Origin of the sequence: Wolbachia endosymbiont (group B) of Lycaena phlaeas (assembly GCF_947251875.1) — a bacterium.
Classification (GTDB): domain Bacteria; phylum Pseudomonadota; class Alphaproteobacteria; order Rickettsiales; family Anaplasmataceae; genus Wolbachia.
In genome coordinates, this window is sequence record NZ_OX366392.1 from 504,754 (window position 1) to 530,633 (window position 25,880).

Below are 25,880 nucleotides of genomic sequence, written 5' to 3' on the forward strand. Positions count from 1 at the left end.
ATTATTCTCCAATTTTTAATTAAACAATAGGAGCCAAAGTTTTGGCTTTAATTTTCGTAAGTAATTTTCCCAGATGCGGTTCTTCAACCATATTGAGGCAGCCACTTCGATCTTTAGCAGGGTATCCCCAGGAATTAATGGTCTGACAGACAAATGAACGTTTCTCCGTGCCATCATCTTTTTTGATTCCAACCATACTGATTACTTCATCAACTATCCCTGGAATCTCACTAGCAGTTTTAGCCCCTTCACATTGAGGTAGCCAAATTGAACGATTGCAGTCATCAAGATATTGACCTAATGTGCCAACTATGATGATGTCTTTGTCTCTGATATGTTGAAACTGATTGAGCCAGGCTATCATTTCTTGCGCAAGTAATCCATAGGCAGCTCTTTTGTCTTCTTTTCCCGATCTATCAGAAAAACACTCAGGTTGCATTCTTGCCCATAAAAGACATAAACGTGATGCAACAGTTATACTATCAATAAAAATAGAGCGATATTTAGAAATTTCAGAAAGAAGATCTTTGTGCTTGCTACAGACATGCTCATAGTGTTTCTGACTATACGCCTGATCAGATTTTAGTGCAGGGTTCGGACCACCAATTAGGCAAGCAATATCACGAGCTTGACTCCAAGTACGAATCTCAGTTGAATCTCCTTTCCAGTCTTGTACAGCTAGAAGTCCTGCTTCAAAATCAAGGCAAAGTGTTGTTGATTCATCGAGGGTTTTAAGCAGACTGGTCTTGCCAATCCCATAAGGTCCAAAGATTACTATCTTCACACCTGTGACCATTTTTGCTCTTTCTTTGCTGTTTATTATTTTCATGTTTTTACCTTAATTTGCCACTATATATAAATTCACCAAATTTCAAAAAACTGTTCAATTTTTCTTATGCTTTTTTCTGCAAACAGGTGCAAATTTAGATCGCATTTTCTTGAGTATGTTATACAAAGTAGTCCGTGATATATTGTTCATATCTGCAACTTCAGCAATGCTGTGGTGTTTTAATTGTTCACATAAAACTTGCCATTTCTTTGGTAATTCTGAAATAATTTGCTCAACATCAATACGTAGTATCGCTTCATCTTCAAAACAGTAACTTTCCTGTTGCACATTATTTTCAAGTTTAGGAGTAGTACGTGAGTGTTTACGGACTAGATTATTAATACGATTTTTAACAACTTGCTTAGCAAAAGTTGAAAGACTGCCCTTAGTTTTATCATACTGATCTATGCATGAAAGAAACTCATAGAAGAGGTCCTGTTCTATGTCTTCAATATCTTGATCAGTAAGCGACTTATAATGTTTTGCGTAAAATTTTATTAAATTAACAACTTTAGGATCAATACCTGAATAAGAGTTTCGAGATTTCATAAGATGTATCCTTAAATGAAAGACTTAAGGATGAAACTTTCTTAGTAAATATTGTAGGACATAAAAAAAATACTTCAGACAATCATGAGTTTTTTACCCTCTGAAAACCTGGAATCTTTTTTCAAACCTCAGACACTCAAAACTTTGATCAGACAATGCACCTACGAACTGAACAGTTTTTGTAAATCCGGTGAATATATAGAACAAGGCTCCGAATTTAAAGGTTAATTATGAGTGTTTCATACAATGTTCCAGAGATTAAAGCACAACTATTGTTGAATTTAAGATCTTGTCTTTCTTACCTTTTCCCCAATGGTACCTTCCATGGTGATGAATTTCGAATAGGTGATGTGCATGGTAACAAAGGACAAAGTTTAAGAGTAGAACTAAGTGGCAGTAGAGCAGGATTATGGAATGATTTTGCAATTGGAGAAGGTGGTGACATTATCGACCTTTGGGCAGCTGTGCATAGAAAGAATGCAAGGACAGAGTTTCCTGAGGTAATGGCTTCAATAAGTGAATGGCTCGGAAATAATAAAAAATACAGAGAATATGTTGATGAAGACTTCGAGAAATTTATTACCCAAAGTTGGAATTATTATGATGAAAATGGTCAGGTGATTGTAAAAGTTTATCGTTCTGATCCTCCTGGAAAGAAAAAAATATACAAGCCTTTTGATGTCAAACAATCTAAGTTTGCAGCACCAGAGATAAGGCCAATCTACAACATTCCAGGAATCTTAAAGTCTGATAAAATTGTTCTGGTGGAAGGGGAAAAATGTGCAGAAGTGCTGATAGAGAAAGGAATAACTGCAACAACAGCGATGTCTGGAGCAAATGCACCTATTGAGAAAACTGATTGGACTCCGCTAAAAGGTAAACACATTATTATATGGCCAGATAATGATGAAGCAGGTAAGAAATATGCTAAAAATGCTGAAAAAAAGCTTTTAGAAATCGGAGTTGAATCACTTGTTGTTCTTAATATTCCACAAAATAAAACAAAAGGCTGGGATGCTGCTGATTGTGTAGAGGAAGGAATAAATGTTAAAGAATTTTTAGCTTCAACTGCACTTACTACTAATACTCTAAGTACAAAAAGTTTGATTTCATTTTCTGCAAGGCAATACTTTAACGATAAATCACCGATGCCAGAAGATATAGTTGCTCCTCGAATTTTAACTCCAAGTGGACTTTTAGTGTTTGCTGGAGCACCTAAAGTAGGAAAAAGTGACTTTTTAATTTCTTGGCTAATTTACATGGCAGCAGGAGTTCAATTTCTTGATATGGTACCTAAAAGGCCTTTGAGGATCTTTTATCTTCAAACTGAAATTGGCTATCACTATATGCGTGAACGTCTACAGCAACTAAAAATCAATGAAGAACTGCTTGAGATTGCTTTGGATAACTTAGTCATTACACCTCAAACAAAGCTACTCTTGAATGATGATAGTATAGATGAAGTTCTTGGTGAAATAAAGAAATCATTTGGTTCAAATATCGTTGATGTTATAGCTATTGATCCACTACGTAACGTTTTTGATGCTGGCGAGAACAGTAGTGAAAATGATAACAATGCTATGCTATTTTTCCTGCAAGAAAGAGTTGAAAAATTGAGAGCGTTAGTTAATCCGAATGCAGGAGTCATTTTAGTACATCACACGAAGAAGATGCAAAAGAAATCATTAGAAGAAGATCCTTTTCAGAGTTTCAGTGGTGCTGGTTCGTTAAGAAGCTTTTATACTACAGGAATGATAATGTTTAAGCCAGATGAACGGCAAAGTAGTCGTCAACTGATGTTTGAATTACGTAATGGTCATGCTATTCTATCAAAATGTGTTGATAAAATCGATAACTGCTGGCAAATACTTGATTATGAGTCACAGAGACTGATACATAAAGATTATGGACAAAAATTAGATGCAGAGCGTTCTCGTAGATATGATATTATACTGCAATTAATTTACGACGAGGCGAGAAATAGAGGGAAAGTATATACAATCAATACATTCTGTGAGGTATTTGAAAATAAAGCAGGTCTTGGTAGTAAAAACTCCATTCGTGAACGCATTGATGTTCTTGCTGCAAAAGGTTACATTAAGTTTAACAGGAATGATAAAAATGCTGAAAGAAGTAAGTATGGGATACTTTGTGTTGAAGATATGGAAAAGAAAGTTACAAACCAACTAAATAAGGATATTACAGTATATGAGAAGATTTTACCAACCGATTATAAATCGCCAGAATATGGCAGTATTATGCCAGTTGAAGATTCAAACATTTGGCTTTACTATAATTAGATCTCTTCTATATCATTTACAGTAATAAGGTTACTTACGAAGTATATTGATTATTTCAGACTCCAGAACTCTTCAGTCTTGGCAGAATCTGGTGCAGTTTATGAGATCTGGTACTTTCTGGTAGTAAAAAAATGCTAGATTTTCAATGGTTTAATGGTTGACAGATTTCTGAGCTGTAATCTGGTTTAGGTAGCAAAAAGCTTAGGAGTATTGAGGAGTTTTGACCAGTCTCCAGTTTCCAAAATTTCCTATTATTATATAATAATAATATAGTAGTATGACTTTAAAACATACTACTCTGTTCGGTTACTAACCAGTCTACAATAATAAGCTATGGATACGTATAAAGCTTTCTTTCAAAATTATCTGATAAAAGAAATGAAAGACAATGCTCAGAAAAAACAAATGAACCGTAATTGGATTTTAAAGCGATTCTACAACCTCAGGGTACAATTATACCACCAAGACCTAAGTTACTCACGTAGGGTAGCTTAAAACTCGATTATGAGGCATTTCTAAATTATTTCTTGCTTTAAAGTTTTACTTGTTATAAAAAAACCCTTATTGTACCCTATCACGCTTTTTATTCGTTGTAAAACATTTTTTTCAAAAAAGTGAAAAGTTTTTGTAATTTAGGTGAAACAAGAGCTGGTTTTGGAGGTCTTATTGAGATATAACGACTTTTATCTAAAATTCTTAAGTTGAGTCTTTAGGTAATCTCTATAAATAATTTGTAGATGAAGCTAAAGGAAAAAAGTTGCTGCCATAAACATAAGCTACAAAACCCTCTCAATAGTTCAAGATGGAGACAAAGATCTAAATTTATTTATTTACGTCTCCAATTTTATCTAGTATAACGGAGACAAAGATTTATATTTCGTATTTTATGTCTCCATCATTTATTGGTAGGCAAACTGAGTTAAAACAACTACTGGAGCTTACAGAAAAAAATACTGCATCTTTTGTAGTAGTCAAAGGAAGGCGTCGTATAGGAAAAAGTCGTTTAATTCAAGAGTTTGGTAAGTATTTTGAACAATATTACTCCTTTATAGGTTTGCCACCAGAAAAGCATACTACAATGTCCTACCAACTTAATGAATTTTCTAGACAAGTTGCTAGACAATTTAATACATCTTTTGCTAGGTATGATGACTGGAGCGATTTACTATGGGCAGTTGGTGAACGTCTACTATCAGGAAAAACATTAGTGCTGTTTGATGAAATTTCTTGGATGGGCTCAAAAGATCCAACCTTTTTAGGAAAAATAAAAAATTTTTGGGATACGCAGCTAAAAAATAATAACAAGCTAATTTTTGTTGTTTGTGGATCAGCTTCATCCTGGATCGAGAAAAATATACTTAGTAGTACTGGTTTCGTAGGGAGAATATCGTTGACTTTAACACTCGGAGAATTATCACTTTCTGATTGCAACGAATTTTGGCCAAAAAATATTTCAGCATATGAAAAATTTAAGGTGCTTGCAGTAACTGGCGGAATTCCAAAGTATTTAGAGGAGGTAAATTTTAAACATAGCGCTGAAGAAAATATTAAAAGGCTTTGTTTTACAAAAGGTGGGTTTTTAGTTGAAGAATTTAATCAAATATTCTCAGATTTATTCATGCGAAAAACGGCTTTTTATAAGCAAATAGTCAGAGCTCTTTCTACTGGAGCTAAAGAACAAGAAGAAATTTGTGCTACTTTAAATATCGTAAGACATGGACGCATTTCTGAGTATCTACATGAGCTTGAGCTTGCTGGTTTTATTGCAAAAGATCATACTTGGAGTATAAAAACTGGTACTGATTCACGACTCAGGAGATACAGACTTCAAGATAATTATTTAAGGTTTTATCTAAAATATATCGAAAAAGATCTAGGGAAAATTAGTCGTGACACCTATTCTATAGGGTTCTTACCAGAGTGGTATACAATTATTGGGCTTCAATTTGAAAATTTGGTGCTGAACAATAGAAAGAGTATACATAATATCTTAGGAATTGATGGAATAATAAGCGAAAATCCATTTTTTCAGAAAAGAACGCGTAATAGCGCAGGCTGTCAAATTGATTATATGATTCAAACAAAGTTTAATACTCTCTACATTTGCGAAATCAAATTTTCAAAAGATAAAATTGGTCATTCAATAATACAAGAGGTACAAAAGAAAATAGATGCACTAAATCGTCCAAAAGGCTTTTCATGTCGTCCAGTCCTTATCCACGTCAATGATGTAAGTGATGATGTTATAGATAGTGATTACTTTTCAAACATAATTGATTTTGGAAAATTATTAAATTGTAAGTAATATTTTTCCTGACTTAAACAATGGTAGTTTCTACAGTTATTCTTAAATTCATAGAGTTTGCTAACATTAGTATCTTTAGCTTTACAAAAAGGGGATGGAGCCAAAACAATCTCTCTACTGCAACATAATTCTTTAAACCATTTAAAGGGCTATTATAGAGTTATTGATGATCTAGATAGGGGGATCAAAAGCTCGTGTAGTCTCCTCTCAACTCAAATAGTAAGGTGTCTAGGAGGTCGGACTTACGTTTAGTGGGTTCTTAAAGTTTAGGCTCTCTTTAATTCTTTTGGTAATTTAAAATTATTTTAACTTTTTTTCAAAAAATCCCGGAAAAAGTAGTAAGAAATCCGGTATATATTTAGTATAGGGGCATTGAGTGTAGATGTGCTTCAAACAGAAAAGTTGGAAAACAGAAAGCAAAAGAAATCTAGGCTTTTACGTAATTGAGAATTTATATTTTTTTAAATAAGGCAAAAACTGTGTTTTAAAGCTAGATATGGCTTTAGGGAAAAAACTATCACTGCTCACCAAAGAACGTCTATAATAGCCTTTAAACTCAAATAAAAGCTATCCTTAGTAATTCTACTGTTATAAAACAAACCTGCAGACAAGTTTAACAAGGTTTTTATCCTTTGCAAAAAAAAGTGAACAGTTTTCGTAATTTTGGTGAATATATATAACAAGAAAACAACTTTCTGCAGTAGCACATAATTCTCGTTGTTGGACTACAAAAACCTATGAATTGCTAGTGTATTTTGCAGGAACCAAACGATATTTTGGAATCAGTGCTACTTATAGTCAATGTTTTAGTGGTTTTATGATAAAAGCAATAGATTTTTCAACTTTAAAGAACTCATTTTCATATAAAGAATTTATACCACAAAAGACTTTATTTGTCTGCAAGCTATAGATAAGTCCTTTTAATTTTAGAAAGTAGTATGTCAATCCTAACACTGGACCTCGGCAAACAAACAGGCTGGGCAATTCTAACAGATGGAGTAATTGAAAGTGGAAGCAAAAGTTTTCATGGTAGTCGTTTCAGTGGAGGTGGCATGGTATTTCTAAATTTTCGTAAGTGGTTGAATGAAATGAAAGAAAAATTTCCAAGTATTGAAACAGTTTATTTTGAGGAAGTGAGAAGACACCTTGGAACTGATGCAGCGCATTGTTATGGTGGTTTTCTTGCAGTTCTCTCTGCTTGGTGTGAAGAGAATCATATTCCCTATCAGAGTGTTCCTGTTAAGACTATAAAACGCTTTATAACAGGCAAAGGCAATGCAAGTAAGAGTGAAGTTATTGAAGCGATACGTGAAAAAGGTTTTTCACCTAGAGATGATAATCAAGCAGATGCTTTAGCTTTGATGTTCTATGTTATGGAAAGATATTAATAAGCTCATAAAAAGTGGGTCCTTTCGGCCATAATGGCGGGTTTGGTGGTGCTGACCCCAGGCCTTCTTTAGCGTCAGAGATATTTTGAATATTAACTTTTTAATTAGTATAGCAATTATATGAATTTAGCAATCCACTACTATCCTACTCGAAACCTAGTTGAATATGAGCGTAATCCTCGTAAAAATGATGACGTAGTAAATAGAATGTGTGCTTCAATCAGGGAATTTGGCTTTCGTATACCAATAGTTGCAAAAAGCGATGGAACTGTGGTTGATGGTCATTTAAGACTTAAAGCAGCAAGAAAACTTGGTATGGAAAGTATACCAGTGGTCTTAAGTGATAATCTAAATGAACCACAAACCAAAGCTTTTCGATTACTGGCAAATCAATCAGCTAATTGGGCAAAGTGGGACGATGATCTTTTGAAGGTGGAAATTCAAGAATTAGAAGATTTGCAGTTTGACCTTAAAATGACAGGATTTGAATTAGAAAAAGTTCAACATTTCCTTGATGATTTAGATAGTGAAAAAGAAGATTTTTCTGACTTGGTTGGTGATGAAAAAAGGGTAGAAATAACAAAACCAGGTGATCTTTGGATTTTAGGTGATCATCGAATCTATTGTGGTGATAGCTCTGTAGTTGAATCATATAAAGCGCTGTTAGATGATAAAATGGCAGACATTACTGTTTGTGATCCTCCATATAACGTTGATTATGGTGGTAGCCAAGATAAAAAAATATTAAACGATAATCAAGGTGAAAAGTACGAACTTTTTCTCTACGATATCTGTTCCCACATTTTAGCATATACGAAAGGTGCAATTTACATCTGCATATCATCATCAGAGTTTTCAACGTTGCAAAAAGTATTTGAGGAGGCAGGAGGAAAATGGTCAACATTTATCATTTGGGCAAAGAATCATTTTACGCTAGGCAGATCAGATTATCAAAGACAATACGAAGCAATGCTCTATGGATGGAAAAGCGGCAATAAACGTGAGTGGCATGGAGGTAGAAATCAAAGTGACCTGTGGTTTTATGATAAGCCAACACATAACTCACTGCACCCAACGATGAAGCCAGTAGAGCTAATGGAGAGAGCGATAGTAAACAGCAGCAGATCAGGAGACATAGTTCTTGATCCATTTAGCGGCTCTGGAAGTACACTGATTGCATGTGAGAGAACAGGAAGAATTTGTAGGACAATAGAGTTAGATTCAAAATTTGTAGATGTAACCATAAAACGTTGGCAAATATATACCGGAAGAGATGCCCTTTTAGCCAGTACTGGTAAAACTTTTGCAGAAATTCAAGAAGAAAATTCGTAAAAAGGAGCAATAAAGAGAGGAGGAAAAGAGTGGAAAAAATCACACAAACGGAATGGGCAAAAGAACTAGGAGTTTCAAAGCAATATGTCTGTTATTTAGTAAAAAAAGGAATAGTTGAGTTGGAGGATGGTTTGATCAATAGAGAACAAGCAAATGAAGCAGTAGCGGCAATAAGAGATCCAAGTCAGCCACTGAGGAGGAAAAATCCAGAAAACGAAAATACAAGTAACCTTTCCACGATGTTGCTAAAAACTCGAATAAAAAATGAAATGGAACGAGGTAAACTACTTGAGGCGAAAGCTAAGGCTGAGATAGGAGAACTTGTAGCAGTAGAGGAAGTAAAGCGCGATGCATTTAACGTAGCAAGAGTTGTCCGTAATAATTTGCTTAATATTCCAAATAGAGTTTCAGCACTACTTGCATCACTGAGTGACACTGAAAAGATTCATATGGCGCTAACTGAAGAGATTACAAACTCATTACAAGAATTATCTAATATTAAGTTTTAAATAATGTCTGCTAACTTAAGTTTAGAATTAATAAAGTGTCTCATTAATCAGCAAGGAGTGGATGTAAATGTTAGAGGATTAAATGGAAAGACACCGCTGCATTATGCAGTAGAAATTAACGAGTTTGGTATGGTTGCACTCTTACTGAACAGGAAAAATATTAATCCACTGATCACTGATGATGATGGTAAAAGTGCGCTCTCTTGTGCAAGAGAAGAGATATTACAAGCACTAATCAATCACAAATATGGATTGGAGAAAGATAGCTTACTTCATTTAGCTGCGATGTTGAATGAAGCAAATGCTGTAAGGTTTTTACTCAACAAAGGAGTTAATGTTAATGAGCAGAATGCTTTACTACATACACCATTACACTTAGCGGCAGGAGCTGGACATGAAGAAATAGTAGAAATTTTAATTAGAGAAGGAAATGCGGATAAAGATGTTCTTGACGTGAGAAATCATGCAGCAATGCATTATGCAGTAAACAACAAGAAGCTAGAAGTAGTAAAATTACTTTCAAATCTTGGTGCGAATGTCAATATAGCTGGTAGCGGCAGAAATGCAATGAAATTATCTCCTTTGCACGTAGCTATAAGTAGCAGTAATTACGACGAAAGAGACTTATGTTTAGATATTGTAAGATGCTTAATAAATGTTCCTAATGCTGGAGTTAATTTACAAGACTATGAAAATAAAACACCACTACATTACGCTGAAAGACTTAAAACAGTAGAAGTATTACTAACCCGAGAGGATATAGATCCTTTAATTAAGGATGATAATGGCAAGACACCATTTTGTTATGCAAAAGAAGCAAATAGATTAGATATAGTAAAGATTTTAGCAAGTAATAGATACGGAGCTGATAAAAACAGTTTGCTTCATTTAGCTGCCAGAAAAGGATATGAAGACCTAATAGACGGTATTCTTGGTGAAGGAGTTGAAATAGATGCTGTAGATGAGAGTGGAAAAACGGGAATTTATGTTGCTGCAAAGCATGGTCACTTTAACGTAGTAAAGTTGTTGCTAAAGAGAGGAGCAGATGCCACGGATGTTTTTCAGTATGCAATAATAACGAACAATGCAAAATTAATAGAACTACTGAGTAAAGAGAAAGAAATAGTGTTATTTGGAAGACAGAAGAACTTTCCAACATTTCATTTATTGAGCAATAAATATTTTGAAGAAAGGAAAATAGCAGACAAAAAAATAAAGAAATATACCAATATCATCTGTGTCACTATAACAATATGCGCAATAGCGATAGTGGCTAACATTATAGCTGCGGTAATGGTGGGAATAGTTGCGCTCATAGCTGCAATAATAATGAGTAATTTAATTCAGAAGTATATAGAAGAAGCACTTGAAAAGAAAATGTTTATTGAACTCGAAAGTGAGAAAACAAGTGAGTGCAGTTCTATTTTAAGTGATGTTGAAGTATCATCTAATGATGGTGAAGAGCTAGCAATATGATATACGCTACATCTTTTTCTGAAGGTTTAAGGCCAGATCCGCACCTTAAAGTATCAGAGTGGGCGAATGAGTATCGAGTTTTAGCGCCAACTGCAGCATCAGAGCCAGGTAAATGGAGAACGGAAAGAACTCCTTATTTAAAAGAAATCATGGATTCACTATCTCCATCTTCTCCAGCGGAGAAAATAGTATTCATGAAAGGAGCGCAGATTGGTGGAACAGAAGCTGGTAACAATTGGATAGGCTATATCATAGATCAAACACCAGGTCCAATGTTAGTAGTACAGCCAACAGTTGAAATGGGAAAGCGTTGGTCAAAAGGAAGATTTGCGCCACTGATTGAAAGTACACCATGTTTAAAAAGTAAAGTAAAAGACCCAAGATCAAGAGATTCAGGGAATACTGTACAAAGTAAGGAATTTCCAGGTGGAATAGTAGTAATAACCGGAGCAAATAGCAGTGTAGGTCTCAGGTCCATGCCAGTAAAATATCTCTTTCTTGATGAGATAGATGCCTATCCAGGAGATTCGGGAGGTGAAGGAGATCCAGTTTTACTCAGCATAGCCCGTACTAATACATTTGCACGGCGAAAGATTTTTTTAGTATCAACGCCAACGATTCATGGAATAAGCAGAATTGAGAAAGAATTTGAAGCAACAGATAAGAGATATTTTTTTGTACCATGTCCGCATTGTAATTACTATCAAGTTCTAAAATGGTCACAAATGAAATGGGAAAATAACGACTCAAGAACAGCACACTATATATGTATAGAATGTGGTGAAAAGATAGAAAATCATCAAAAGACAGAGATGCTAGATCGTGGAGAATGGAGACCTACTAATAGAGTAAAAGGTGAGAAAAAAGGATTTCATCTTTCAAGTCTTTATAGTCCAGTTGGCTGGTATAGTTGGCAACAAGCAGTAGAAGATTTTCTCCATGCCAAAGAAAGTGAACAATTACTGAAGGTTTGGATAAATACTACGCTTGGAGAAACTTGGGTAGATAAAGGAGAAGTACCAGACTGGAAGCAATTATTTAACAGAAGAGAATTTTTTCAAATTGGCACAGTACCAAAAGGCGAAGTAGTTCTCACAGCAGGAGTTGATGTCCAAAAAGATCGTTTAGAAGTAGAAGTTGTAGCATGGGGAAAAAGCCGTGAAAGTTGGTCAATAGACTACCGAGTATTTGAAGGAGATACAGGAGGAGGAGAAGTATGGGGAAAACTTTCGGAGCTTCTGAGTCATCATTTTATCGGTAAAAATGGGCTTGAATATATGATAAGCATGATGGCGGTAGATGCTGGATATGCAACGCAAGAAGTATACAACTGGGTAAGAGGTCATCAAGGATCTGGAAGAGTAATGGCAGTCAAAGGTGTAAATAAAGCACTAGTACCACTTAGCAGCCCAAGTAGAGTAGATATAACAGTTGGTGGTCAAAAGCTAAAGAGAGGAATAAAGCTCTGGCCAGTGGGAGTATCGATATTAAAGTCAGAGCTTTTTCAATTACTTAATATTTTGAAAGAAGAAGAGGGAAAAGCTCTACCTGGATATTGTCATTTTCCGGAGTATGCACCTGAATATTTTAAGCAGCTAACGGCAGAGCAATTAGTCAGCAAGGTAGTAAAAGGATACACCAAACAGGAGTGGCAAAAGGTAAGAGAAAGAAATGAAGTATTAGACTGTAGGATTTATGCAAGAGCAGCATCGATAGCACTGGGAATAGACAGATGGCCAGAGAGTAAGTGGAATAGTTTGAGTGGAAAAATGGAAAGTAAAAAGCCTAAAAAAGTGAGACAAAGTAAATGGTTGAATGAGAAGTAAAATGTACAATCAGGAATATTTAAGTCAAGTCGAAGAAGCGATAAAAAAACTGCAAAGCGGAGAGCGAGTAGTATCAATTGCATATGGTGACCATGTGGTGAGATATGCTGAAGTTCAGATAAATGACCTGCTGAATCTACGGCAACGTATTAAGGCTGAACTGAAAGTTGCAGGTGTGAGACCGAAGAGAAGAATTGTGATTGCGACAAGTAAGGGAATTGACAAAATTGTGTAAAAATGTTATAGTTTAAAATTGGTATTTTCTAGTTAAAATATGGATCAAAGTCAAGAAAGGCTTAATGTTATTGAAGCAAGTAAATTATCTGAAGAAGATGATGAAATAGATGAAGTAGATATAAAGTTGGCTAAGCTTTCTCTTGAGCGTGATGCTAGAGGTGATGAAGAAATTAGAAGTGAGGATGTAGATTGGAATAGAATATTATCTGCAAAAACAGTCTAAAGGTGGAGATACAAGCTGAGATACGATATTATCTATTCAAAAAAAGTTCTTGAGGAAGACTTTCTTGCATTACCACCAACGATAAGATCTAGAGTGAGAAGAGCTGTAGATAGTCGTCTTGCAACCAACCCTAAAGCAATAGGTAAAGCATTATCGCATGAATTCAAAGGGTATTTTAGGATACGAGTAAGTGATTATCGTGTAATTTATAGGATAAATTACTCAAAACACACAGTAACTATTACTGCAATGGGACATCGGAAGGACATTTATGAACGCAGCCCAGAATAAGCGTTGGTATTTGTGCAAGAGCCTCATGCATAATTTATAAAGTGTTAACAGCCAGACTCTCCAGCAGCTTGCTGTAATTTTTTAATGTCAAATTGCGCAACAAACTGCTGCATAATCAAAGAGGCAAAATGCTATTAAAATCGTTCAAACAACTATTTAGTAAGCCAAAAATCAAAAGCTCAGCGTGGGATGCAGCAGGCTCAGGAAGAAGATTTTTTCACTTTCAACCAGAGTTAGGAAGTATAAACAATTTGCTGTCTCAAAGCCTTGAAACTTTACGTAGTAGATCACGTGATATGGTGAGAAAAAATCCTTACGCTGCAAATATAATTGATACGATAGTAAGTAACTCTATTGGAACAGGAATAAAACCACAATCAAAAGATGGAGAATTTCGAAAGAAGGTGCAAGAATTATGGCTAAGATGGACAGATGAAGCAGATAGCTGTGGAATAAGTGATTTTTATGGATTACAAGCTCTAGTATGCAGAAGTATGATAGAGGGAGGAGAATGTTTTGTAAGATTAAGAACAAGAAAACGAGAAGATGGTCTTTGTGTGCCGTTGCAATTGCAAGTACTTGAGTCTGAACATTTAGACAATAAAACAAATAAAACTTTAGCAAATGGTAATGTAATAAGAAACGGGATTGAGTTCAATAGACTTGGGCAAAGAGAAGCATATTACTTATTTAGAGAACATCCAGGAGAAGGCTCATTTGGAGAATCAGTGAGAGTACCAGCAAACGATGTTTTACATATCTATAGACCATTAAGACCTGGGCAAATTAGAGGAGAGCCATGGCTTTCAAGTATACTGCTAAAGCTCTATGAACTTGATCAATACGATGATGCAGAGCTGGTAAGAAAGAAAACAGCAGCGATGTTTGCAGGGTTTATCACAAGACTTGATCCTGAGGCAAATATTTTAGGAGAAGGTGAAAGTAATGAGCAAGGAGTAGCACTATCTGGACTGGAACCTGGAACAATGCAGCTTTTAGACCCAGGAGAAGATATAAAATTTTCAGAGCCGTCTGATGTTGGAGGAAGTTATGAAGCATTCATGAGACAGCAGCTAAGGGCAATAGCAATAGGCACAGGGATAACATATGAGCAACTAACAGGAGATTTAACAGGCGTTAATTATTCATCCATTCGAGCTGGATTAATAGAGTTTCGTCGTCGATGCGCTATGCTGCAACATAACATTATGGTATTCCAGTTTTGCAGACCAGTATGGAGTAGATGGCTAGAGTTAGCAGTACTTTGTGGAGAACTCCGTATAGATGAAAAAGTAGTAAAAGCAGCGAAAGAAGAAGTAAAATGGATACCACAGGGATTTGATTGGGTAGATCCACTGAAAGACCAGCAAGCACAGCAAATGGCAGTAAGGAATGGATTTAAGAGTCGATCGGAAGTAGTATCAGAAATGGGTTATGATGTAGAAGAAATTGACCAAGAAATAGCAGAAGATCAAAAGCGTGCTGATTCTCTCAACCTTTTCTTTGATTCTGATGTCAGGACACAAACAAAATAAATCTCGTTTACTTTATGGAAATTTTACAAACCAACTGGCTATGTAGGCCGATGATGATAGAGCAAAAAAGCTTTGACCTGTTGTCACTATATAACGGAAAACAACCTATCTTTAAAAATATAAAACATGCAGTAAATCAGAATATAGAAAAAACAGCAGTAATAGCAATACATGGAATTTTGACCAAAAAACCAGGAGCTTTTGACGATTTTCTGGGAATGACATCATATGAGAAAATTCAAGAAGAAATAGAAGAAGCATTATCAAACAAAGATATAGAAACTATTCTGCTTGATATAGATAGTCCAGGAGGAGAGGTAAACGGTGTATTTGATTTAGCTGATTTTATTTACGAATCAAGATTAAAAAAGAGAATTGTGGCATTAGCAAATGATGATGCATACTCTGCTGCATATGCTATAGCTTCAAGCGCTGAGAAGGTATTTGTGAGCAGAACTTCAGGAGTTGGAAGTATAGGAGTAATAGCAAGTCATATAGATCAAAGTGGGTTTGATGAAAAGCAAGGTATTAAGTACACCACAATCTTTGCTGGTAGTAGAAAAAACGATTTAAATCCACATGAGCCTATTAACTCTGAAGGTTTAAAAAGTTTGAGAGAGGAGATAGATCGTTTATATGAGATGTTTGTGCAGCTAATAGAACGCAATCGAAATCTTTCTATAGAAGCAATCAAATCTACTGAAGCAGGGCTATATTTTGGCAAGAACGCTGTGGATATTGGTTTTGCAGATGGAATTACAATTCTTTCATCTATTAATAAAAACAGGAGTATTACTATGAATGAACAAACTAGAACTGACCTAGAAACTGATAATTTAACTAATAAAATCAAGAATGACAGTTATCATGCTGAAGTTCTTGAATTAATACGTTTATGCAACTTATCACGAATGCCAGAGAAAATAGGAGAATTTATAGAGCAGAATGTTAGCAGCAAACAAGCACAAGAAATATTAATGTCGATACTTGCAGAACGAACAATGAAGACTGAAATTTTAAGCACATTACCACAGAATTCGTCAGAAGATTTAATGATGCAGGTAGCAAGAAGTCGTGCACAATCTGGCATTTAGAATATTCGTAGTATAACAAAAGTAAAAAATAAAGGGGAAAAGCAAAATGAGTACTATAACAGAACAAAATAACCTTGGGGATCTTCTGAAATACGAAGTTTCAAATCTATATTCAAGAGACCAAATAACAGTAGCTAAAGGTCAAAATCTTAAGCTTGGTGCAGTAGTTGCCAAAAAGACGGAAGATGGTTTTATTAGAGTACTTAATCCCACTGGAACAGACGGCACACAAACAGCAATAGGTGCAATAGTAAGTGATGTAAATGCGACAGAAAATGCCAAAGCAGTAATTATTACTCGTGGTGCAATACTAGCAGATCATGCAGTTGTGTGGCCAGCAAATATCACTGAAGAACAGAAAGCTGAAGCAATAAAGCAACTTGAAGCACGAGGGATCATTATCCGCAAGGGAGTTTAACTAAAATTAATAAGGAGAAAAAGAATGCAAAATCCATTTACAAATACAGCATTTAGCATGACGGCACTAACAAATGCGATGAATATATTGCCGGTAAATTATGGACGTGTTGAAAATTTAAATTTGTTTCCAAGTAGATCAGTAAGATTTAGACATATTACCATAGAAGAACACAACGGAGTATTAAGTTTATTACCAACACAAATACCAGGAGCACCAGCAACAGTAGGAAAAAGAGGAAAAAGAAAGGTAAGAACATTTACGATTCCACATATTCCACATGATGATGTAGTGTTACCAGAGGAAGTACAGGGAATAAGGGCATTTGGATCAGAGAGTGAACTTAAAGCGCTGGCAGATGTAATAACCGATCATTTGCAATTGATGAGGAACAAACATGCAATAACATTAGAGCATTTGCGAATGGGAGCGCTGAAAGGAATAATTTTAGATGCTGACGGGTCAGAATTATTAAATCTGTACAACGAATTTGAAATCACGCCAAAAGTAGTAAATTTTGCACTGGGAACAGCAACAACAGATGTAAAACGTAAGTGTCTGGAAGTATTGCGGCACATAGAAGATAATCTAAGTGGTGAATATATGACCGGAATTCATGCCTTGGTAAGCCCTGAGTTTTTTGATGCACTTACTTCTCATACTAAAGTAAAAGAAGCATACGAGAGATGGCAAGAAGGAGCAGCACTAAGGAACGATATGAGATCAGGATTTACGTTTTGTGGCATCACATTTGAAGAATATAGAGGGCAAGCAACTGACCCTGAAGGAACGGTGAGAAGATTTATTGAGAAAGATACAGGGCACTGTTTTCCAGTAGGAACAGCAAGCACATTTACAACATATTTTGCACCAGCAGATTTTAATGAAACAGTAAATACACTAGGACAGCCACTATATGCAAAACAAGAGCCAAGAAGATTTGATAGAGGGACTGATTTGCATACGCAGTCAAACCCTCTGCCAATGTGCCATCGTCCGGCAGTTTTGGTAAAAATTAGTTCTAGTTGATGAATATAGGAAAATTATTGGAAGATTGTTTTGAGCATTTAGGAGTGGAAGCCATATATTGTAATAAAAATAAGGAGAGTATTCGTAAAATAAAAGTGCTAATAAAACGTCCTGAGACTACGTACTCTCTAGGTGCAGATGGAGCATTAACTCAGCAAATTGCCTCAATAGAGATACGCAGTAAGGACGTTACTTCCTTTAGCATAGGTGATTATATCAAGATTGAAAAAAGATTCTATAAGATTTTTGAACCACCGTTAAAAGATTCTTCGGGTGAAGTATGGAAAATTGAGGCAATAGAAAGTGTTTAATATTAAAGTTAGTAACAATATTAATGAAATAATCTCCAATATTGACAGAAAAGAGCAGAAAGTAAAACTGGCAGCTATAAAAGCACTAAATAGAACAGCACTATGGCTAAAATTGAAGACAGCAAAAGAAATTAGTGAGGAAAAGAAAAGTTTGATAAGAAAGAGATTAAGAATTTTTAAGGCAAAAACTAGCAGATTAGAAGTGTTAATTAGAGCAAATCTCTACGACATTAGAGCATCGACAATTGGCAAGATACAAAAAACAAGAAGAGGATCGAAAGTAGGAAAGCATGAGTTTATAGGAGGATTTGCAGCAGTTATGCCAAAAGGAAATAGCGGTATGTTTAAACGTGAAGGAAGAGCAGCATTGCCAATACAAGAAGTAAAGCTACCACTGGAACCTGAAGGCTCAAGAATAATAAAAGACCTTGTTAATTATGAGAGTGAGAGAGAGTTTGAGAAATACTTTAAGCATGAGCTAAATTATATTTTAAAGGTATGACAAAGTTCTGGATAGATTTACATCAAGCAATTTGTACTACACTGAAGAAAGAAATCCTAACTATACAAACATGCGAAGTATACCCGACGATAAGAAAAGAACTGTTAGCACCAGCGGTATTAGTAGAACTTAGTAGTCTTGAAAAAGGAAGTGATCCAGGAACAGGTGAACTAGCTCTGAGGGTAAGATTTGAGGCAAGAATAGTAGTTGATAGTACTATAGAAAATGCCCCTATTATTGTCAGAACATTAGCTGCTGAGGTTGCAAGAGTAGTGAACAAGAATACCTGGGAAAAGAATGTATCTCCGGCTGAATTTCTTTCTGCAGAGCCTGATGGATTTAGACCCGAATTAGATGCATATTTGGTGTGGATGGTTGATTGGAGTCATCAGCTTCATTTAGGTAAATCAGTATGGGAAGAGGGGAAAATTAAACCACATACAATAAACGTAGAAAATATAAATGTTGGATCATAGTTTTGCGATTTCAGAGCTGAATAGGAAGCTAGCAAACGTTATTCGTATAGGAATTGTAAAAGAAATAGATTATGAAAAAGCAAAAGTAAGAGTGAAAATAGGAGAATTTTTAACAGATTATTTACCGTGGATAACAAGTAAAGCAGGAAAAGATAGAGATTGGTCTCCGCCAGATATCGATGAACAGGTTATGGTATTTTCTCCTCTTGGTGAACTATCATTAGGAGTGGTGTTAGCAGGAATATATCAGGAAAAATACCCTGCACCAGAGAATAAAAAAGAAATAAATAGTATAAAATTTCAAGATGGGACGAAGTTTACATATGATAAAGGTAAGCATCATTTAGAGATTGAAGTAGTAGGCAAAATAACACTGAAAGCTGGGGGATCGAGAATAGAAATGACAAAAAGTGGAATAAAATTGAAGGCAGATAAAATAAACCTTAATTAAATGAATAAATCGGTTGTGCGAGTAGGAGATCATTGTGCAGAAGCAACACTACATTTTTGCGTTAGTGGCAGTAACAATGTTTTTGTAAATGGTAAGCCAGTTTGCCGAAAAGGAGATAATTTTACAGAAGGTAGAGTATTAACTGAAGGATCAAAAACAGTGTTTGCAAATGGGTTTGGAGTGGGAAGAGTTGGTGATATGGTTTCTTGTGGTTCCAAGGTGATCAGTGGTAGCAGTAACATTTTTTCAGGATAAAATATGCTATACTTATCAAAAATAAAGTTATGAATATGGATATAACTACTAGCCTATTAGGAGACATTAGTAATTTAATAGATAGAGCAAAAAATCATCTTTCTGTTCAATTCAATTCTACTCTAGTATTGTTAAACTGGGAAATTGGCTCTAGAATTGATCAAGATATTCTAAAGCACAAACGTGCAGATTATGGGAAGCAAATCATCTCCCAACTTGCAAAAGAACTTCAGATTAAATATGGACGTGGTTTTGATAGAGCGTCATTATTTCGTATGGTGCAATTTTCTAAATTCTTTTCTGATCAAGAAATTGTCGCGACACTGTCACAACAATTGAGTTGGTCACATTTTGTAGAAATTATTGCAATTTCTGATGAGCTGAAGCGTAATTATTATATAGAAATGTGTCGTATTGAAAGGTGGAGTGTTAGGGCACTACGTAGTAAAATCGATACTATGTTGTATGAACGTACAGCGCTAGCAAAAAAACCTGAAGAGTTTATAAGAAGGAGTATAAAAAATTTACGTGAAGAAAATATGTTAGCACCAGAATTCATTTTTCATGACCCATACTTCCTTAGCTTCATGGAATTGCCATCAAGTTATAGTGAGACTGATCTAGAAAATACAATCTTGGATGAATTGACAAAATTTTTACAAGAGTTTGGAAATGATTTTTGTTTTGTAACACGTCAAAAAAGGATGAGTACTAAAACAACTGACAGGTATTTGGACCTGCTATTTTTTCACAGAGGATTAAAACGCCTTATAGCAATAGAACTAAAAATAGGTCGCTTTGAACCAGCCTATAAAGGACAGATGGAATGGTATTTAAATTGGTTAGATAAAAATGAACGAAAAGCAGGTGAAGAAAAACCGTTAGGGATTATTTTATGTGCTGATAAGGATCAAGAGGATATAGAATATCTTGAACTCGAAGGCTCTAATATTCATGTTGCACAGTATTTAACACAGCTTCCTTCTAAAGAAATTCTTGAAAAGAAGTTAAGAAAGGCTATTTCTATAGCACGTGAAAAACATGCAAGTATTCAGTCAGAGCCATGAAAAATATATGCGAGGAATGGATGCTAAAACGGGAAAAGCTCTTGAAGGAATAGAGCACTTAAAGCAGTCGATAATTGATATACTGACCACTCCTATTAACAGTAGAATAATGAGGAGAGATTATGGGTCAAGACTATTTGAATTAGTAGATAAGCCAATAAATAGAGATTTAACACTTGAGATATATGCAGCAACTGCAGAAGCTTTGGAAAAATGGGAGAGAAGGTTTAAATTAGAGAAAGTGAAGATAACAGAAGTAAAAGAAGGGAGAGTAACATTGAATTTAGAAGGTGTCTATCTTTCAGAAGGTAAGTTCATAAATATTAATGGAGTAGTTGTTTAAAAATGCAGCAGCCAAATATTATCGAACCACTGAACTTTGAGGAAATATTTTTCAGAATGAAAGAAGAGTTAGTGAGTCGGGATGCAAGCTTTACAGGATTGGTGGAAAGTGATCCAGCGATAAAGATTCTGGAGGTAGCAGCATGGCGAGAACTTTTGCTCAGACAAAGGATGAACGAAGCAGTAAAGAGTAATTTACTGAAATTTGCAAAGGGAGAAGATCTTGATAATTTGGCTGAATTTTATGTAGTAGAGAGAGAAAAAGAAGAAGAGGATGAAAGATTTAGAAAGAGGGTAAAAGCAAAAATAGCAGGTTGGTCAACAGGAGGAAGTAAGGAATATTATAAATATCATGCACTGTCAGCAGATAGTAGAGTAAAAGATGCACTAGTAGAATCACCTATACCAGGAAAAGTACAAATTTCAATCTTATCAACACAAACTGGCATATTGTCAGAAGAGCTACTAGAAATTGTAAAAAAGCAGGTTACTAGAGATGATATAAGGGTTTTAACAGATACAGTAACAGTAGTTGGTTGCAATATTACGGAAATAGATATTCACAGCAGAATGAGCATAAGTCCTGTGATATCAAAGGAGGAAATCAAGAAGCAGTTCATCAAGAAGTTTGAAGCAAGTAGAAGGCTGAGATGGAATGTTACAAGATCATGGATAATAGCAAATTTATTTGTAGATGGTGTAGAAAACGTAGAATTAATCGAGCCAAAAGAGGATGTTGTGGTTCTGGGAAATGAATGTGCAAATTTGAGAAATTTAAAGATTGAGTAATGTTACTGCCACCAAATGCAACAAGGCAGGAAAGAGCGCTAGTAGATGCGATAGATTATAAAGTAGATCCAAACTGTATCAGAGGATTTAAGTTTAGTCTTAAAGAAGAAACATTGCCGTGGATAATAGAAGAATATGGTTTAGAAGAGATACTGCGTTGGGTAAAAGATAGAAGAAAAGCCGTAGTAGAAGGAGTAAAATTTCAAAGACTACGTGGAACCCCAGCATCACTCAAAATAGCACTAAAGTGGGCAAATATAGAAGATATTACAATTATTGAAGAGCCACCCGGTAAACACTTTTTTGAGTTGCAAGTAGGGATAAAAGAGGTACCAAATGACTTCTTCGTAGATGCAGTAGTAGAGCTGGCAAAACTATCACTGCCTGTAAGATCCAGATTAATGAGGATTTTTAACGATTATTATAATGTGCAGAGATTTATATTGGATGAGAGTTTATTTGGAGATCTTCTTTCTGATTATTCAGGGGTAAAAATAGAAAAAGATGGACCAGTGTTATCGTTTGGAAGAGTAAATTTTTTCAGGTCTAGTGGTCCAGTTATTAGGATTATAGAAAACTATCTACGCGATCATTATGAACGAGCTTTAAGCAATGATATATATCGCCTAGATGTAGCAATCCTTGGAGAAACCGAGCCTCACACAAGGGATTATAAAGGCATCTATGAAAGAGATCATTTGTGGTACAACTTAAAAGCACTATATCCATTACCACAGAGTTTATTACCATCGATTAAATTTGCAAAAGCGCAGATAGTATTATCAGATCAACTATGTTTTTTAAAATTTTTTGAATTTAGTTTCATTACAACTTTTGTTTGTAATTTTGTTTTTTATTCGAGTAAAAAGTGCATTTTTGACAATAAAAACCCTAACTTAATCATAGAAAAATTTTGTATCAAACAACAGTTACTGCTTAGATCTTATGGTTAACGAATATGTGTATAAATACTTTAAATGTGTGTAGACGTATTTATCCACATATTCGTTAACCTATTTTCTATGCAGATTTTTTTAATTCACATTGACTGCTTCTTTAAGCCTCGCATTGGCAATTACTATGATTTTACGCATTAGAGCTGTCATAGCCACCATCTTCTTTTTACCTTTACCAACAAGCCTTGAATAGAAGGCACCAAGCGCAGACTTAGACCTTGAAGCAGACATCGCAGCTGTAAAAAGCTTTTCACGAACGTTGCTTCTGCCACCACTTATTCTGCGATAACCAATAGTTTTACCACTTTCTTTCGGATGAGGTGCAACTCCAGCAAGACTTGCAATTTCTCCCCTACTTACATAACCAAGTTCTGGCATTAGACACAGAAAATCTTGAGATAATTTTGCACCTATTCCTGGAACTGTTTTAAGGATTTTTTGGCGCTTTTGTAACTCTGGATTCTCATCAATAATTTTTTGTATGGTATTGTTGAGCTCATCTATCTGGCTATTAAAGAATTCAATAGTTTTCTGACAGCTTTCTTTTATATGGTCGTTTTCAGGTGCTGCAAGCCTAGATTTCTCTTGAGCTCTCATTTTTGTAATGTCATCACGACGTTGACAAAGTGCAACTAAGGTTGTTTGTTCTTTTGACATAGGTGCAAATAGAGATAGAGTACTATAGCGTTCAAACCCATACTGAGCAAGGGCTCTTGCATCTGATTGATCAGACTTTGCTAAAGTTCCATGAGATAGAACAAAGCTTTTTACTTTGCGAGTATTAGCTCGATGTACAGCAATATCTTTATCAACAAGAAAATGTGCTAAGCCAAGCTCATATTTTCCAGTGTTTTCCAGAGTTACTAAAGAATTAGGTAAGATATTTGAAAAATCTTGAAACAATTGTTGCCAGCCAGCAGTATCATTGTCGAATTCGACAGCGTTCTTCTGTTTGTGAACTGCAACAACATTTTTAAATTTTCCAATATCAATGCCAATAAAATTTTGATAAGATGTAATCATAATAACCTCGATTAGTTTTAATTAATTTAAGATTGTAAACGGGTGCATACATATGTCCCATGCAACTATTCAAACGTATCGAGAGATGGGCTAGTGTACCTTGATCCGAACGGTTATAATACCAACAGTTGGTCGGTCGCACACGCCCGTGATAACTCTATTCCTATAGTGAGTAGGGTTATCTTCCCTCTTATCTCCTTTATATCATATTTTTAACTTACAACAGTTGGGATTTAGGAGACATAAATACGTGCTTTCCAGTTAGTAGCGTAGAAGAAAGAGGAAATAAATTTGTATTGGGAAGCGATAAACTTTCAGGGCAGCATTGGAATTTAAAACACAAGCCAATTTTAGAAAGGTTTAGCGTTACTCACCACTACAAAATAGAAAACTATACAGATCAGAAGATTACAAAATATGGTTTAGCAGAACACAACGTTTACTATAAAAATGATTTAGAGCAAAAAGACTCAATACACGAGTTAGAAAAGCACATTTTAGTATTTTATCCAGGAGTACTGAAGTGGCATGAACATCGACATTTGCACAGAAGTTGGAAAGATAGTCGAATAATATCTCTAATAAGTTAAGTACTTATATTTAGATACTCATATATTATATTAATAATAGGTAAAAATGTATGAAATAAAAAGAAAAAGACTTGCTTTCTCATGCTAAAACGGACATGACTTGAATAGCAGCAGGTAAATATAAGAAATTTGTCTGGCGCTAGAAAAGCTAATTTTGTGAGGTATGAAATGAGTTTTAGCAAGAGTAAGTTTTTTAAAGAAGTATCAAGTAACGATATTAATAAAAGAAATGAAGAAGGAGAGACGATCTTGCATCAAGCAGTAGAAATCTCTGATTACAAAACAGTGAGATTATTAATAAAAAAAGGAGCAGAGGTAAATGCAAGAGATAAAAATGGTTATACACCTCTGCACTGTGCAGTATTTGCGAAAAGCTTAGAAAATGTAAAAGTGCTGCTAAGGGAAGGAGCGGAAGTAAATGCCACTCAATATGTCAGTGGATGTACGCCACTGCACTCTGCATGCAAAATAGGAGGAGTTGAAATAATAAAAGAGCTAGTAAAGGCTGGAGCTGAAGTTAATCAACTGAATAAGTACGGCGCAACGCCAATGTATTACATCTGGGAAAGTGAAAAGTATCGTCTATGTGATAGCAAAGAGAGTGAAAAGGCGAGTAAATTTTTGAGAGAAAAAGGAGGAATAACAAAAAGTAGAGAACTGACGTGCTATGGAATAGAGGGGCTAGTGGGAGAAATAGCAGACATGTTGAATGGAAGCTACATGCCGGAGCTAAAAATAATAGAGATAGGAGAAATAAGGAAAAGAGACAAATCACTAATAAAGGAGGAATGTCAAAATTTAGCAAGCAAGATAATGAGCCAAGTAAATGAGATGATAGATGAGGTGGTGAAAAGGAAGGCTTAGGTTTAAAGAAAGGTAGGGGTAGATTATGATAAAGCTTGGTAAGAAAGAGAAATCTCTATTAGAGAGCTCATTTAAAAAGAAAGAGACGAAAAGGGAACTACATTATGCAGTAGACGCAAAAACAGTGAGATTATTAGTCGAAAAAGGAGCGAATGTGAATGCTAAAGATGTAGAAGGATACACAGCACTGCACCTAGCGGTAACGGAGAAACGTCTAGAAATCGTGAGGGAATTGATAAAATCAGGAGGGAATGTAAATGCGGAAGAATATGGAAATAAATGCACACCGCTGCACCTTGCATGCATGATAGGCGAAAAAGAGATAGTGAAAGAATTAGTGAAGGCTGGAGGAGAAATAGAACAAGCGGATAAATTTGGAATGACAGCAATGGATTATGCGAAAAACAGTAAGGAGATCACTGAAATATTGAAGAAAGAAATAGACAGAATTGAAAAGCTATTTATGAAGGGCTAAAAATATGGAGAAAGAAATAGAAAAGAAGGTAATGAATTTAGAGAGAAAACCTTTGGGTGAGCTGAGAAAAACGTGGAAGAAGGTATTTGGGGAAGAGGCGCCTAGATACTCAAAGAAATATCTGATACCAAGATTAGCTTATAGAATGCAGGAAAAAGCGTATGGAGAAATGTCAAGAAAAGGTGCAAAAAGACTAGAGTATCTGGCAGATCGGCTAGAGAAGGGAAAAAGAATAAGTAGTGACAAACTTCCAGTAGCAGGAACAGAGCTAATATTAGAGAGAGGGGAAGAAACGCATGCGGTAATGGTAACAGACAAGGGTTTAATCTACAAAGAAGAGTTTTATACATCATTGTCAGCAGTGGCAGGAAAAATAATGGGAATGAGCTACAACGGACCTTTATTATTTGGAATGCGTGATAAAAATGGAAGTTGAAA

Annotated in this window: 29 protein-coding genes and 1 pseudogene; 27 read left to right on the forward strand and 3 right to left on the reverse strand. The window is 35.3% G+C overall.

From position 1 onward, the window contains the following. Window positions 1–19: 19 nt before the first annotated feature. Together OPR37_RS02285 and OPR37_RS02290 are read right to left on the reverse strand one after the other, a co-directional pair. The gene (locus tag OPR37_RS02285; protein ID WP_265016890.1) at window positions 20–829 is read right to left on the reverse strand and encodes an ATP-binding protein; all 810 of its coding nucleotides are present in this window, start codon (window positions 827–829) and stop codon (window positions 20–22) included. A gap of 54 nt (window positions 830–883) precedes the next feature. After that, window positions 884–1,378, reverse strand: coding sequence for an RNA polymerase sigma factor (locus tag OPR37_RS02290; protein ID WP_265016891.1), 495 nt, complete (start codon window positions 1,376–1,378; stop codon window positions 884–886). Window positions 1,379–1,608: 230 nt separating this feature from the next. Between OPR37_RS02290 and OPR37_RS02295 the strand changes: the two genes are divergently transcribed. The 23 genes from OPR37_RS02295 to OPR37_RS02405 all read left to right on the forward strand — a co-directional run bounded on the left by OPR37_RS02295 (window position 1,609) and on the right by OPR37_RS02405 (window position 22,487). Next, complete coding sequence (locus OPR37_RS02295; protein WP_265016892.1) at window positions 1,609–3,678, forward strand: AAA family ATPase; 2,070 nt, start codon at window positions 1,609–1,611, stop codon at window positions 3,676–3,678. Window positions 3,679–4,564: 886 nt separating this feature from the next. Further along, window positions 4,565–5,983: an AAA family ATPase gene (locus OPR37_RS02300; RefSeq protein WP_264704355.1), complete on the forward strand. Its 1,419-nt coding sequence runs from the start codon at window positions 4,565–4,567 to the stop codon at window positions 5,981–5,983. Window positions 5,984–6,921: 938 nt separating this feature from the next. Beyond that, entirely contained in the window at window positions 6,922–7,371 is a 450-nt protein-coding gene (locus tag OPR37_RS02305; RefSeq protein WP_026097221.1) for a crossover junction endodeoxyribonuclease RuvC, read from the forward strand. Between the two features lie 120 nt (window positions 7,372–7,491). After that, the gene (locus OPR37_RS02310; RefSeq protein WP_265016893.1) at window positions 7,492–8,703 is read left to right on the forward strand and encodes a DNA modification methylase; all 1,212 of its coding nucleotides are present in this window, start codon (window positions 7,492–7,494) and stop codon (window positions 8,701–8,703) included. A gap of 29 nt (window positions 8,704–8,732) precedes the next feature. Further along, window positions 8,733–9,212 carry a hypothetical protein gene (locus OPR37_RS02315; protein ID WP_114517343.1) on the forward strand — a complete coding sequence of 160 codons (480 nt, stop codon included), beginning with the start codon at window positions 8,733–8,735 and terminating at the stop codon, window positions 9,210–9,212. Between the two features lie 3 nt (window positions 9,213–9,215). Continuing rightward, window positions 9,216–10,688 carry an ankyrin repeat domain-containing protein gene (locus tag OPR37_RS02320; RefSeq protein ID WP_264377055.1) on the forward strand — a complete coding sequence of 491 codons (1,473 nt, stop codon included), beginning with the start codon at window positions 9,216–9,218 and terminating at the stop codon, window positions 10,686–10,688. After that, entirely contained in the window at window positions 10,685–12,514 is a 1,830-nt protein-coding gene (locus OPR37_RS02325) for a phage terminase large subunit family protein (protein WP_264377056.1), read from the forward strand. The genes OPR37_RS02320 and OPR37_RS02325 overlap by 4 nt, the downstream gene beginning before the upstream one ends. Before the next feature lies 1 nt (window position 12,515). Continuing rightward, the gene (locus tag OPR37_RS02330; protein ID WP_143688830.1) at window positions 12,516–12,749 is read left to right on the forward strand and encodes a gpW family head-tail joining protein; all 234 of its coding nucleotides are present in this window, start codon (window positions 12,516–12,518) and stop codon (window positions 12,747–12,749) included. Window positions 12,750–12,788: 39 nt separating this feature from the next. Beyond that, window positions 12,789–12,974: a hypothetical protein gene (locus OPR37_RS02335; RefSeq protein ID WP_265016894.1), complete on the forward strand. Its 186-nt coding sequence runs from the start codon at window positions 12,789–12,791 to the stop codon at window positions 12,972–12,974. A 93-nt stretch (window positions 12,975–13,067) separates the two neighbouring features. Continuing rightward, on the forward strand, window positions 13,068–13,265 hold the full coding sequence (locus OPR37_RS02340) for a type II toxin-antitoxin system RelE family toxin (protein WP_237350101.1): 198 nt from the start codon (window positions 13,068–13,070) through the stop codon (window positions 13,263–13,265). A gap of 128 nt (window positions 13,266–13,393) precedes the next feature. Further along, entirely contained in the window at window positions 13,394–14,800 is a 1,407-nt protein-coding gene (locus OPR37_RS02345) for a phage portal protein (RefSeq protein ID WP_264377057.1), read from the forward strand. A gap of 14 nt (window positions 14,801–14,814) precedes the next feature. Next, window positions 14,815–15,894, forward strand: coding sequence for a S49 family peptidase (locus tag OPR37_RS02350; protein ID WP_264377058.1), 1,080 nt, complete (start codon window positions 14,815–14,817; stop codon window positions 15,892–15,894). 46 nt (window positions 15,895–15,940) lie between these two features. Beyond that, window positions 15,941–16,312: a head decoration protein gene (locus tag OPR37_RS02355; protein ID WP_047759178.1), complete on the forward strand. Its 372-nt coding sequence runs from the start codon at window positions 15,941–15,943 to the stop codon at window positions 16,310–16,312. Between the two features lie 24 nt (window positions 16,313–16,336). Further along, window positions 16,337–17,341: a major capsid protein gene (locus tag OPR37_RS02360; RefSeq protein WP_265016895.1), complete on the forward strand. Its 1,005-nt coding sequence runs from the start codon at window positions 16,337–16,339 to the stop codon at window positions 17,339–17,341. Continuing rightward, window positions 17,341–17,652: a head-tail joining protein gene (locus OPR37_RS02365; RefSeq protein ID WP_264377060.1), complete on the forward strand. Its 312-nt coding sequence runs from the start codon at window positions 17,341–17,343 to the stop codon at window positions 17,650–17,652. Before OPR37_RS02360 ends, OPR37_RS02365 begins: the two co-directional genes overlap by 1 nt. Continuing rightward, entirely contained in the window at window positions 17,645–18,154 is a 510-nt protein-coding gene (locus tag OPR37_RS02370; RefSeq protein WP_264377061.1) for a phage tail protein, read from the forward strand. Before OPR37_RS02365 ends, OPR37_RS02370 begins: the two co-directional genes overlap by 8 nt. Further along, a complete protein-coding gene (locus tag OPR37_RS02375) occupies window positions 18,151–18,630 on the forward strand; it encodes a hypothetical protein (protein ID WP_264377062.1) in 480 nt (159 codons plus the stop codon). The genes OPR37_RS02370 and OPR37_RS02375 overlap by 4 nt, the downstream gene beginning before the upstream one ends. After that, window positions 18,617–19,081, forward strand: a complete 465-nt coding sequence (locus OPR37_RS02380; RefSeq protein WP_264377063.1) for a phage baseplate assembly protein V — start codon at window positions 18,617–18,619, stop codon at window positions 19,079–19,081. The genes OPR37_RS02375 and OPR37_RS02380 overlap by 14 nt, the downstream gene beginning before the upstream one ends. Then, a complete protein-coding gene (locus tag OPR37_RS02385; RefSeq protein ID WP_019236415.1) occupies window positions 19,082–19,336 on the forward strand; it encodes a PAAR domain-containing protein in 255 nt (84 codons plus the stop codon). A 29-nt stretch (window positions 19,337–19,365) separates the two neighbouring features. Next, window positions 19,366–20,403, forward strand: coding sequence for a PDDEXK nuclease domain-containing protein (locus OPR37_RS02390; RefSeq protein ID WP_265016896.1), 1,038 nt, complete (start codon window positions 19,366–19,368; stop codon window positions 20,401–20,403). 7 nt (window positions 20,404–20,410) lie between these two features. After that, entirely contained in the window at window positions 20,411–20,746 is a 336-nt protein-coding gene (locus tag OPR37_RS02395) for a GPW/gp25 family protein (RefSeq protein WP_265016897.1), read from the forward strand. 2 nt (window positions 20,747–20,748) lie between these two features. After that, window positions 20,749–21,534, forward strand: coding sequence for a baseplate assembly protein (locus OPR37_RS02400; protein ID WP_264377065.1), 786 nt, complete (start codon window positions 20,749–20,751; stop codon window positions 21,532–21,534). Next, window positions 21,534–22,487: a phage tail protein gene (locus OPR37_RS02405; RefSeq protein ID WP_265016898.1), complete on the forward strand. Its 954-nt coding sequence runs from the start codon at window positions 21,534–21,536 to the stop codon at window positions 22,485–22,487. The genes OPR37_RS02400 and OPR37_RS02405 overlap by 1 nt, the downstream gene beginning before the upstream one ends. A gap of 81 nt (window positions 22,488–22,568) precedes the next feature. On the opposite strand, the gene OPR37_RS02410 is transcribed toward OPR37_RS02405, so the two are convergent. Beyond that, entirely contained in the window at window positions 22,569–23,513 is a 945-nt protein-coding gene (locus tag OPR37_RS02410) for an IS110 family RNA-guided transposase (protein WP_264336326.1), read from the reverse strand. 221 nt (window positions 23,514–23,734) lie between these two features. Between OPR37_RS02410 and OPR37_RS02415 the strand changes: the two are divergent. The 4 genes and pseudogenes from OPR37_RS02415 to OPR37_RS02430 all read left to right on the forward strand — a co-directional run. Beyond that, window positions 23,735–24,103 (forward strand): annotated as a pseudogene (locus tag OPR37_RS02415) (phage tail protein); the annotation flags it as partial. A 168-nt stretch (window positions 24,104–24,271) separates the two neighbouring features. Further along, complete coding sequence (locus tag OPR37_RS02420) at window positions 24,272–24,967, forward strand: ankyrin repeat domain-containing protein (protein ID WP_265016899.1); 696 nt, start codon at window positions 24,272–24,274, stop codon at window positions 24,965–24,967. A gap of 25 nt (window positions 24,968–24,992) precedes the next feature. Beyond that, on the forward strand, window positions 24,993–25,442 hold the full coding sequence (locus OPR37_RS02425) for an ankyrin repeat domain-containing protein (protein ID WP_007302882.1): 450 nt from the start codon (window positions 24,993–24,995) through the stop codon (window positions 25,440–25,442). Between the two features lie 4 nt (window positions 25,443–25,446). Further along, a complete protein-coding gene (locus OPR37_RS02430; RefSeq protein WP_172758430.1) occupies window positions 25,447–25,878 on the forward strand; it encodes a DUF2924 domain-containing protein in 432 nt (143 codons plus the stop codon). Window positions 25,879–25,880 lie beyond the last annotated feature (2 nt).

Excerpts from the sequence above, each read along its gene's own strand:
- OPR37_RS02410 (WP_264336326.1), bottom strand. The coding sequence starts at position 23,513 with ATGATTACATCTTATCAAAATTTTATTGGCATTGATATTGGAAAATTT.
- OPR37_RS02425 (WP_007302882.1), top strand. The coding sequence starts at position 24,993 with ATGATAAAGCTTGGTAAGAAAGAGAAATCTCTATTAGAGAGCTCATTT.
- OPR37_RS02380 (WP_264377063.1), top strand. The coding sequence starts at position 18,617 with ATGTTGGATCATAGTTTTGCGATTTCAGAGCTGAATAGGAAGCTAGCA.
- OPR37_RS02430 (WP_172758430.1), top strand. The coding sequence starts at position 25,447 with ATGGAGAAAGAAATAGAAAAGAAGGTAATGAATTTAGAGAGAAAACCT.
- OPR37_RS02405 (WP_265016898.1), top strand. The coding sequence starts at position 21,534 with ATGTTACTGCCACCAAATGCAACAAGGCAGGAAAGAGCGCTAGTAGAT.
- OPR37_RS02355 (WP_047759178.1), top strand. The coding sequence starts at position 15,941 with ATGAGTACTATAACAGAACAAAATAACCTTGGGGATCTTCTGAAATAC.
- OPR37_RS02385 (WP_019236415.1), top strand. The coding sequence starts at position 19,082 with ATGAATAAATCGGTTGTGCGAGTAGGAGATCATTGTGCAGAAGCAACA.
- OPR37_RS02335 (WP_265016894.1), top strand. The coding sequence starts at position 12,789 with ATGGATCAAAGTCAAGAAAGGCTTAATGTTATTGAAGCAAGTAAATTA.
- OPR37_RS02325 (WP_264377056.1), top strand. The coding sequence starts at position 10,685 with ATGATATACGCTACATCTTTTTCTGAAGGTTTAAGGCCAGATCCGCAC.
- OPR37_RS02330 (WP_143688830.1), top strand. The coding sequence starts at position 12,516 with ATGTACAATCAGGAATATTTAAGTCAAGTCGAAGAAGCGATAAAAAAA.
- OPR37_RS02310 (WP_265016893.1), top strand. The coding sequence starts at position 7,492 with ATGAATTTAGCAATCCACTACTATCCTACTCGAAACCTAGTTGAATAT.
- OPR37_RS02295 (WP_265016892.1), top strand. The coding sequence starts at position 1,609 with ATGAGTGTTTCATACAATGTTCCAGAGATTAAAGCACAACTATTGTTG.
- OPR37_RS02365 (WP_264377060.1), top strand. The coding sequence starts at position 17,341 with ATGAATATAGGAAAATTATTGGAAGATTGTTTTGAGCATTTAGGAGTG.
- OPR37_RS02395 (WP_265016897.1), top strand. The coding sequence starts at position 20,411 with ATGCGAGGAATGGATGCTAAAACGGGAAAAGCTCTTGAAGGAATAGAG.
- OPR37_RS02320 (WP_264377055.1), top strand. The coding sequence starts at position 9,216 with ATGTCTGCTAACTTAAGTTTAGAATTAATAAAGTGTCTCATTAATCAG.
- OPR37_RS02300 (WP_264704355.1), top strand. The coding sequence starts at position 4,565 with ATGTCTCCATCATTTATTGGTAGGCAAACTGAGTTAAAACAACTACTG.
- OPR37_RS02350 (WP_264377058.1), top strand. The coding sequence starts at position 14,815 with ATGGAAATTTTACAAACCAACTGGCTATGTAGGCCGATGATGATAGAG.
- OPR37_RS02360 (WP_265016895.1), top strand. The coding sequence starts at position 16,337 with ATGCAAAATCCATTTACAAATACAGCATTTAGCATGACGGCACTAACA.
- OPR37_RS02290 (WP_265016891.1), bottom strand. The coding sequence starts at position 1,378 with ATGAAATCTCGAAACTCTTATTCAGGTATTGATCCTAAAGTTGTTAAT.
- OPR37_RS02400 (WP_264377065.1), top strand. The coding sequence starts at position 20,749 with ATGCAGCAGCCAAATATTATCGAACCACTGAACTTTGAGGAAATATTT.
- OPR37_RS02345 (WP_264377057.1), top strand. The coding sequence starts at position 13,394 with ATGCTATTAAAATCGTTCAAACAACTATTTAGTAAGCCAAAAATCAAA.
- OPR37_RS02375 (WP_264377062.1), top strand. The coding sequence starts at position 18,151 with ATGACAAAGTTCTGGATAGATTTACATCAAGCAATTTGTACTACACTG.
- OPR37_RS02285 (WP_265016890.1), bottom strand. The coding sequence starts at position 829 with ATGAAAATAATAAACAGCAAAGAAAGAGCAAAAATGGTCACAGGTGTG.
- OPR37_RS02420 (WP_265016899.1), top strand. The coding sequence starts at position 24,272 with ATGAGTTTTAGCAAGAGTAAGTTTTTTAAAGAAGTATCAAGTAACGAT.
- OPR37_RS02305 (WP_026097221.1), top strand. The coding sequence starts at position 6,922 with ATGTCAATCCTAACACTGGACCTCGGCAAACAAACAGGCTGGGCAATT.
- OPR37_RS02390 (WP_265016896.1), top strand. The coding sequence starts at position 19,366 with ATGAATATGGATATAACTACTAGCCTATTAGGAGACATTAGTAATTTA.